Source organism: Cupriavidus pampae (assembly GCF_914271485.1).
GTDB lineage: Bacteria > Pseudomonadota > Gammaproteobacteria > Burkholderiales > Burkholderiaceae > Cupriavidus > Cupriavidus pampae.
Window position 1 is genome coordinate 1 of sequence record NZ_CAJZAG010000026.1, and the last position, 8,259, is coordinate 8,259.

The 8,259-nt window shown below is 65.4% G+C and carries 7 protein-coding genes; 6 read left to right on the top strand and 1 reads right to left on the bottom strand.

Translation table 11 applies throughout. The annotated features are described in order from the left end of the window. The first annotated feature begins 108 nt into the window (after positions 1 to 108). The 6 genes from LDO41_RS33990 (at position 109) to LDO41_RS34015 (ending at position 7,234) form a co-directional block, all read left to right on the top strand. Positions 109 to 1,311, top strand: coding sequence for a muconate cycloisomerase family protein (locus tag LDO41_RS33990; RefSeq protein WP_011178394.1), 1,203 nt, complete (start codon positions 109 to 111; stop codon positions 1,309 to 1,311). Between the two features lie 44 nt (positions 1,312 to 1,355). Further along, complete coding sequence (locus LDO41_RS33995; RefSeq protein ID WP_011178393.1) at positions 1,356 to 2,117, top strand: chlorocatechol 1,2-dioxygenase; 762 nt, start codon at positions 1,356 to 1,358, stop codon at positions 2,115 to 2,117. 21 nt (positions 2,118 to 2,138) lie between these two features. Then, positions 2,139 to 2,846, top strand: coding sequence for a dienelactone hydrolase family protein (locus tag LDO41_RS34000; RefSeq protein ID WP_011178392.1), 708 nt, complete (start codon positions 2,139 to 2,141; stop codon positions 2,844 to 2,846). Position 2,847: 1 nt separating this feature from the next. Continuing rightward, positions 2,848 to 3,927, top strand: a complete 1,080-nt coding sequence (locus LDO41_RS34005) for a maleylacetate reductase (RefSeq protein ID WP_011178391.1) — start codon at positions 2,848 to 2,850, stop codon at positions 3,925 to 3,927. Positions 3,928 to 3,994: 67 nt separating this feature from the next. Further along, a complete protein-coding gene (locus tag LDO41_RS34010) occupies positions 3,995 to 5,755 on the top strand; it encodes an FAD-dependent oxidoreductase (RefSeq protein ID WP_011178390.1) in 1,761 nt (586 codons plus the stop codon). A 96-nt stretch (positions 5,756 to 5,851) separates the two neighbouring features. Further along, the gene (locus LDO41_RS34015) at positions 5,852 to 7,234 is read left to right on the top strand and encodes an MFS transporter (RefSeq protein ID WP_011178389.1); all 1,383 of its coding nucleotides are present in this window, start codon (positions 5,852 to 5,854) and stop codon (positions 7,232 to 7,234) included. Positions 7,235 to 7,242: 8 nt separating this feature from the next. Here LDO41_RS34015 and LDO41_RS34020 read toward each other — a convergent pair. Further along, positions 7,243 to 8,060, bottom strand: a protein-coding gene (locus LDO41_RS34020) for an IS5-like element ISJp4 family transposase (RefSeq protein ID WP_086004422.1) whose coding sequence is annotated in 2 segments (ribosomal slippage) — positions 7,243 to 7,712 and positions 7,712 to 8,060 — 819 coding nt in all. Because the reading frame shifts where the segments join, the coding sequence is not laid out codon by codon here. Positions 8,061 to 8,259 lie beyond the last annotated feature (199 nt).

An 8,259-nucleotide genomic window follows, 5' to 3' on the forward strand; every position in this document is an offset into this window, starting at 1 on the left:
TCACTCCTGGTGGCTGGCTCCGGCTGCCGGAGAGCCATACCGATCCCGTATCGCTCGCGCTGATGGAAGGTATTAGACCATATGGCCCGGCATTTCTAGACTACCGCCATGCTCACAGAAAAAGCCATTGCCGACAGCCCCAACGGCGGCGACGCCGATCGCAAGGCGGCGCAGATCGAAGCGATCGAAACGGTGATCGTCGATCTGCCGCTGCGCCGCATCCAGCAGTTCGCCCGCCTGGGCGCCAAGCATCAGAGCAGCGTGCTCATCCGTCTCCATACGAAGGGCGGCATCGTCGGGATCGGTGAGTCCATCACGCCCTGCGGTCCCTGGTGGAGCGGCGACAGCGTCGAAGCCATTCAAGCCACGATCAACCACTACCTGGCGCCTCTCGTCGTCGGCGAACCGGCGCTCGATGCGTCGCGCATCATGGCGAAGCTCCATGGCCGCGTGGCCGGCAATGCCTTCGCCAAGGCCGGCATCGAGATGGCACTGCTGGACGCGGTCGGCAAGATCGTCGATGCCCCGATCCACGTCTTGCTGGGAGGACGCTTTCGCGACCGGCTCAGCGTCGCATGGCCGCTCGCCACGGGCGACGTGAACCAGGAGGTCGACGAGGCGTTCCGCATGCTGGAGGCAGGCAAGGCCGGGGCCTTCAAACTGAAGATGGGCGCGCTGCCGCTGGCGCAAGACCTGCGGCGTGCATTGGCGATCGCGAAGGAACTCGAGGGCAAGGCGAGCCTGCGCGTCGATCCCAACGAAGCGTGGGACGAGCCGACCACGATGCGGGCACTGGCGCCCCTGGAGGCGGCCGGCGTGGAAATCATCGAGCAGCCCGTCGCCCGCTGGAATCTCGATGCGATGGCCCGCATCCACCGGCAAGCGCGAAGCATGCTGCTGATCGACGAGGGTGTGCAATCCCTGCACGACGCGAGCGAGGTCGTGAAGCGGGCCGCGGCCGGTCTGGTATCGCTGAAGATCATGAAGACCGGCGGGATGCGCCCTGCACGCGCGATGGCCGACATCGCCAATGCCGGAGGCATGCACGTGTACATGGGCACCTTTCTGGAGACCTCGATAGGCACGGCCGCCAACATGCAACTGGCTGCATCGATCGAGTCGCTGCCCTACGGGGGCGAAGTCATCGGGCCCTTGCTGATCGAGGAGGACCTGTGCGAAGTCCCCGCGGTCTACAAGGAACATGCCCTGTGGCTCCCCGAAGGCCCGGGCCTCGGAATCCGACTCGACGAGAACCAGGTGCGGCGCTTCGCGCGTGCTTCGTCCCAGCGCATCGATCGTCACAGCGCCTGACGCGCCACATCCACCCGATTCATCTTTTTTGAAGAGAAAGCACCATGACAAATCCCCGCGTCCATGAGATCGCCACCGCCATGCTCGATGCCGTGCGCAAGGTCCTGGTCCAGCAAGAAGTGACCGAAGCAGAGTATCGAGCGGGGGTGATGTACATGATGCAGGTCGCCGAGGCCAAGGAAATGGGCCTGCTCTGCGATGTCTTCCTCAACAGCACGATCGTCGAGATCAAGGCCGCCGCCACGCGCGGATCGGCGCCCGCCATCCAGGGGCCGTACTTCAAGGAGGAAGCGCCCTTCGTCGACGGCAAGCTCAAGACCTACGACAGCGACGACCACAAGCCGCTGCTTCTGCATGGAAGCGTGAAGGACGAAGCCGGGCGCGTCGTGACCGATGCGGTCATCGACATCTGGCACTCGACGCCGGACGGCCGCTACAGCGGATTCGGCGGCTACCACGGCGACATGCCGGTCGACTACTACCGGGGCAAGGTCCGCACGGACGCGCAAGGCCGGTGGCGCGTGCAGACCACGTTGCCGGCGCCCTATCAGATCCCGAACAAGGGGCCGACCGGCGCCCTGCTCACCATGATGGGAAGCCACACCTGGCGCCCTGCGCACGTTCACTTCAAGGTCCGCAAGGACGGCTTCGAGGCACTGACGACGCAGTACTACTTCGAAGGCGGCGAGTGGGTCGACAGCGACTGCTGCAACGGCGTCAAGCCCGAACTCGTGATGCCGGCAGCCATGGAGCAAGGCATGCAGGCGATGGCACTGGACTTCGTCATCGAGAAGTCCCGCGCCTGAGACGGCGAAGGCCAGCCACCCATGTGCCACGACACCGCCCCCGCGTTGTTCCCGCGGACCGCATCCACGGGGAGCATCGACGGTGCAATCTGCGCCTTGTGCTACGCCGGCGCGACAAGGGGACCGCGCCTTCTCGTGCTGCCGGACATCTATGGCTGCAATGCCTTCTACCGTGGCTATGCCGCGTACCTGGCAGAGCAAGGCGCCGGCGAGGTGCTCCTGGTCGATCCCTTTGCGGCGTTCGGCGAATTGGCCACAGTGACGCGGGAAGCGGCCTTCCAGCGACGTCACCGACTGGCGGATCGTGCCTACGTCGAGGAATTGATCGACTTCATTGACGGCCAGCGCATCGAGGGCGTGGTCGGCTTCTGTCTCGGTGGCCTCTTCGTGTTCGAACTGGCGCGACAGCAGGTCGTGTCGCGGCTCGTCGCTTATTACCCGTTTCCGCAGGGGCTCGAGAACCGCGACCCGCTGGACGTTCCGTTCGACTATCTGCCGGCGCTTCGTTCGCGGCATACGGTCATCGTGGGAGACGACGATGCGCTGCTGGGTACACAGAACCTGCAGCGGTTGCAAGCACAAGCCCGCGCCAACGATGCGATCGACCTGCACATCATGAACGGTGCCGGCCACGGCTTCCTGGCAGATCTCGAATCGCCGGACACGGCGCGCGCGGCCGTGGCGAAGCGCGGACTGCGCATCGGTACGACGACCTTGTTGGGGGGCTGAAGTGACCGGCGATCTGAATGAATTCGTTGCGCACTTCTGGCCGGTCAGGGTCGTCTTCGGCGCTGGATCGACCGAACGGATCCCCGCGGAGGTCAAGCGCCTGGGTGCACGACGCGCACTGGTGCTCTGCACGCCGGACCAGCGCGATCTGGCGCAGCGGGTGCTCGGCGATCTCGGCGACCTGGGCGCGGGCTTCCATGACGGCGCCGTCATGCACGTGCCCGAGGCGTCGGTCACGCGCGCCGCGCAAGCGGCCCGGGACGCCGACGCGGACCTGCTCGTGGCGGTCGGCGGCGGCTCGACCATCGGACTGGCCAAGGCGCTCGCGCTTCATCACGGAATGCGCTTCGTCGCCTTGCCGACGACCTATGCGGGTTCGGAGATGACGCCCATCTGGGGCTTGACCGCCGATGGCGCGAAGCGCACGGGCCGGGATCCTCGCGTGCTGCCCAGCACCGTCCTCTACGACCCGCATCACCTGACCTCCTTGCCGCCGGAGGTCACCGGCCCGAGCGGCATGAACGCGATCGCGCACGCCGTGGAGTCGATGTACGCCCCGGACCGCAACCCGATCACCATGCTGCTGGCCGAAGAAAGCATTCGCGCGATGGCGCAGGGACTGCCCGTCGCCGTCGACTCGCCCGGCGATCTCGATGCGCGCACGCGCACGCTCTATGCCGCCTGGCTCGCGGGAACGGTACTGGGCATGGTCTCGATGGGCCTGCACCACAAGCTCTGCCATGTGCTCGGGGGGCGATTCAACCTGCCGCATGCGCCGATGCACGCCGTGTTGTTGCCTCACGTGGCGGCCTTCAACGAGGTGGCTGCGCCCGCGGAACTCGGACGCGTCGCGGCCGCACTCGGCGCGCCGGGGCCCGGCGGCGCCGGCGCGGCCTTGCATGCATTGCTGCGATTCACTTGCACGGAAAGATCGCTGGCGGCCATCGGCATGCCGGCGCAAGGCATCTACGACGCCGCGGAACACGCGCTCGCCGATGCCTATGCGAATCCACGCCAGGCGAGCCGCGAAGACATCGCTCGCCTGCTGCGAGCCGCTTTCACCGGAGAAATGCCGGCGTGAACCGGACATCCCATGGACCTCTCGCGTCGACGATGCGAGCGACCCGACCTATCGATAAGGAGACTTCATGAACGAAAAAGCCAACACCGTCGAAACCGACGTTCTCGTCGTCGGCACCGGTCCCGCCGGGGCGGCGTCGACCCTGCTTCTCGCGACCTACGGGGTGAAGACGCTGTGCGTCAGCAAATACGCGACCACGTCGCGCACCCCGCGCTCGCACATCACCAACCAGCGAACGATGGAGGTGATGCGCGACCTCGGCATCGAGGCGGAGTGCGAGGCCATGGCCTCGCCGGCCGAGCTGATGGGCGAGAACGTCTATTGCACGAGCCTCGTCGGCGACGAACTGGGCCGCGTGCTGACCTGGGGCACGCATCCGCAGCGCCGGGCCGACTACGACCTCGCTTCGCCCACGCACATGTGCGACCTGCCGCAGAACCTGCTCGAACCGATCCTCGTCAACAACGCGGCGCGGCGCGGTGCCGACGTGCGCTTTCACACCGAGTTCATCTCGTTGAACCAGGACGATGCGGGCGTCACGGCGACCGTGCACGACCACCTGCTGGATCGCCAGTACGACATCCGGGCCAAATACCTCATCGGCGCGGATGGCGCGAATTCCCGGATCGTGGACCAGGTCGGCCTGCCGGTGGAAGGGAAGATGGGCGTCTCCGGCTCCATCAACGTCGTGTTCGAGGCGGACCTCACGAAGTACGTGGGCCATCGGCCGAGCGTGCTGTATTGGGTCATCCAGCCCGGCTCCAATGTCGGCGGCCTCGGCATCGGCGTCATTCGCATGGTGCGGCCGTGGAACAAGTGGCTTTGCATCTGGGGCTACGACATCGCCGATGGCACCCCGGCCGTCGACGAAGCGCATGCGCGCCAGATCGTCCATTCGCTGTTGGGCGACGCGACGATCCCGGTCAAGATCGAATCGACCTCGACCTGGACGGTGAACGACATGTACGCCACGCGGCTGTTCGACAAGCGGGTGTTCTGCATGGGCGACGCGGTCCATCGGCACCCGCCGACCAACGGCCTGGGCTCGAACACGTCGATCCAGGACGCCTTCAACCTCTGCTGGAAACTCTCGCACGTGCTTCGAGGAAAGGCCGGCCCGGAACTGCTCGCCACCTACGACGAGGAGCGTGCGCCGGTCGCCAGGCAGGTGGTGCAACGCGCGAACAAGAGCCTCGGGGACTTCCCGCCGATCCTCGCCGCGCTGGGCCTGTTCGACACGAAGGACCCCGAACAGATGCAGCGCAACATCTCCCGCCTGAAGGAACAGAGCGTGGAGGCGCAGGAACAGCGCGCCGCATTGCGCGCTGCCATCGACAACACGCAGTACGTCTACAACGCCCACGGCGTCGAGATGAACCAGCGCTATCGGTCGGCGGCGATCGTTCCGGACGAGACACCGGACCCGGGATTCCGCCGCGACGCGGAGCTCTACCACGACCACAGCAGCCGACCCGGCGCGCCCCTGCCGCACGTCTGGCTCACGCGCCACGGCCGCCGCGTATCGACGCTCGATCTTTGCGGCAAGGGCCGGTTCACCCTGCTCTCGGGCATCACCGGATCGCCCTGGCTCGAGGCCGCGAGCCATGCCGCGGAGTCGCTCGGCATCGGCCTGGACGTGCACATCATCGGCCCCGGCCAGGAACTCGAGGACCTGTACGGCGATTTCGCCCGTGTTCGCGAGATCGAGGAGAGCGGCGCATTGCTCGTGCGCCCCGACAACATCATCTGCTGGCGAGCGATGCAGTGGGAAAAGAGCGCGAGCGACCCGCTTCGCGCGGCGCTCGCACGGGCGCTCTGCGCGCACTGACTCCAGAAAAACCCGATCGGCAAGCGTGGCCAGGCGGCGGCACGCCGGCACGTGCACGCCCGCAAAACGCCGATCACCATCGCCCGAAGGAGACATATGAACACCACCATCGACATCACCGACGTCATCGAGAAGCAGTCGCCGAACCGCACGGTCGGCACGCTGCTCGTCCTGTCGTTCCTGATCATGCTGTGCGACGGCTACGATCTGCAGGCGATCGCGTTCGCGTCGCCCACGATCATTGCCAGCTGGGGCATCGAGAAAGCGTCCTTCGGCTTCATCTTCAGCGCCGGACTGCTGGGCGTGATGCTCGGCGGCTTCCTGTTCGGGTATCTGGCGGACCGGATCGGCCGTCGTCCCGCGCTTCTGCTCGGCACTTTCATCTTCAGCGCGTTCACGCTGGCTGCGGTGCTGGCGACCAACGTCACCGAGCTGGCCGCACTCCGCTTCTTTGCGGGACTGGGCATCGGCGGCATCACCCCGATATGCTTCGCGCTCAACGTCGAGTACGTGCCCAAGCGCTTCCACGCCAGCGTCGTCGGCGTCGTGATGATCGGCTACGTCATCGGGATCAGCGTCGGTGGTCTCTTCGCGGCCTGGCTCGTGCCTGTCTTCGGCTGGCAGGTCCTGTTCTACATCGGTGGATTGGCGCCGCTGGTGCTGCTGCCGATTCTGGCCATCGCGCTGCCGGAGTCCATCAAGTACCTGGTGCTTGCGGGCCGAGGCGGCGACACGATCGCGCGGATCGTCAATGCCATCGACCCTTCCGCGCAGGCGAACGCCCAGACCCGGTTCGTTCTCGAGGCCGAAGAAGCCCGAGCCAAGGTGGGCGGGTGGAAAGAGTCGGTGAAAGCGCTCTTTCGCGGCCGCCTGTCCAGGATCACGCCGGTCCTCTGGCTTGCGTTTATCGCCAACTCCGTCACGGTCTTTTTCCTGGCGAGTTGGATACCGGTCCTCACGGTCGGAACCGGCAGGCCCGCCACCCTGGCCGCGATCGGCCTGACGCTCTTCTCGGCGGGCGGCGCATTCGGCGGCCTGTTCGCCAGCCGGCTCATCGACAGGTTCGGGGTCGGTGCGATGGGCGCGGTTCCGCTGGTCGCGGCGGTCTTCGTCGTCGCGGTCGGATCGATGGCGTTCTCCGACACGGGTTTTCTGTCGATGCTCTTCATCGTCGGCTTCTTCGTACTCGGCGGCCATGTCGGCCTGATGGGGTCCATGGGCCTGTTCTACGCCAATGCCAATCGGGCCAACGGCGTGGGCTGGGCGATATCCATCGGCAAGCTCGGATCGATCATCGGCCCGGCCATCGCCGGCATCCTGATCGCGGCCAACGCCTCGATCGGCACGCTCTTCATGGCTGCCGCCGCGCCGCTGCTGATTGCCGGTGCCGGTGTCGTTCTGCTCGGCCGGCTTCAGAAGGCTTCGGACCTCGCGCACGCGACCACCGCAGGGCATGTTGCCGATCCCCTTGTCAGTTAGAGACTGTTTCAAAAAGACGGCTCAGCGCGCCTGAAGATGTTCCAGCAGACGAGAGAGCAGCCGAGTTTTAGGAACGCTTCGTGAATGTCGGCTCGACGTTCGAAGCGAATGCGAAGACGACGAAAGTTGTGAAGCCACGCGTGAGTACGTTCGACAACCCAGCGGAATTTGCCCAAGCCACTGCCGTGTTCTGTCCGGCGCTTGGCGAGCACCGGTTTGATGCCGCGCTCGCGAAGCCGCTGACGATGCGGCTCGGAGTCGTAGCCACGGTCTGCGTAGATGACTTTGGGCTTTTGAAGCGGGCGACCGCGCACGCCGCGAATTGGCGGGATCGCGTCGACGAGCGGCAGCAGTTGGGTGACGTCGTTGCGGTTCGCCCCGGTCAGGATTGCGCTGATGGGGACGCCATTTGCGTCGACGAGGATGTGATGCTTGGAACCTGGTCGCGAGCGATCCGTGGGGTTCGGACCAGTTTTTCGCCCGCCCCAACGGCTCGCACAGACGATGAATCGACGGCTGCTCGGGAGAAGTCGAGTTCGCCGGCCTCGCGTAACTTCGCCAGCAGTAGCTCGTGCAATCGCTTCCAAACGCCGGCCTTCTGCCAATCGCGCAAGCGCCTCCAGCAGGTCGGCCCCGACCCGAATCCCAACTTGGTCGACAGGTCGCACCAGCGTATGCCAGTCTTGAACACGAACAGGATGCCGTTCAGTGCAGCCCGGTTCGAAACCGGGAGCCGCCCTGGATATTTCTTGCGTCGCGGTTTCGGCGGCGGCAGCAAAGGTTCGATCAGTGCCCACAGTTCATCATCAATGATCGGCGCGCTCATCCCCTCGGTTCCAGTTGTTCAGATGGCCAAGGTTAACAGCTTGCCGAAAAGGTTAACAGCCCCCCGGGGCTCTTTTTGAAACGGTCTCTAAAACTCGGCTGCTCTCTCGTCTGCTGGAACATCTTCAGGCGCGCTGAGCCGTCTTTTTGAAACAGTCTCTTAGAAAAGGAGCAAAAAAGTGAGCGTCGTCGCAAATCCC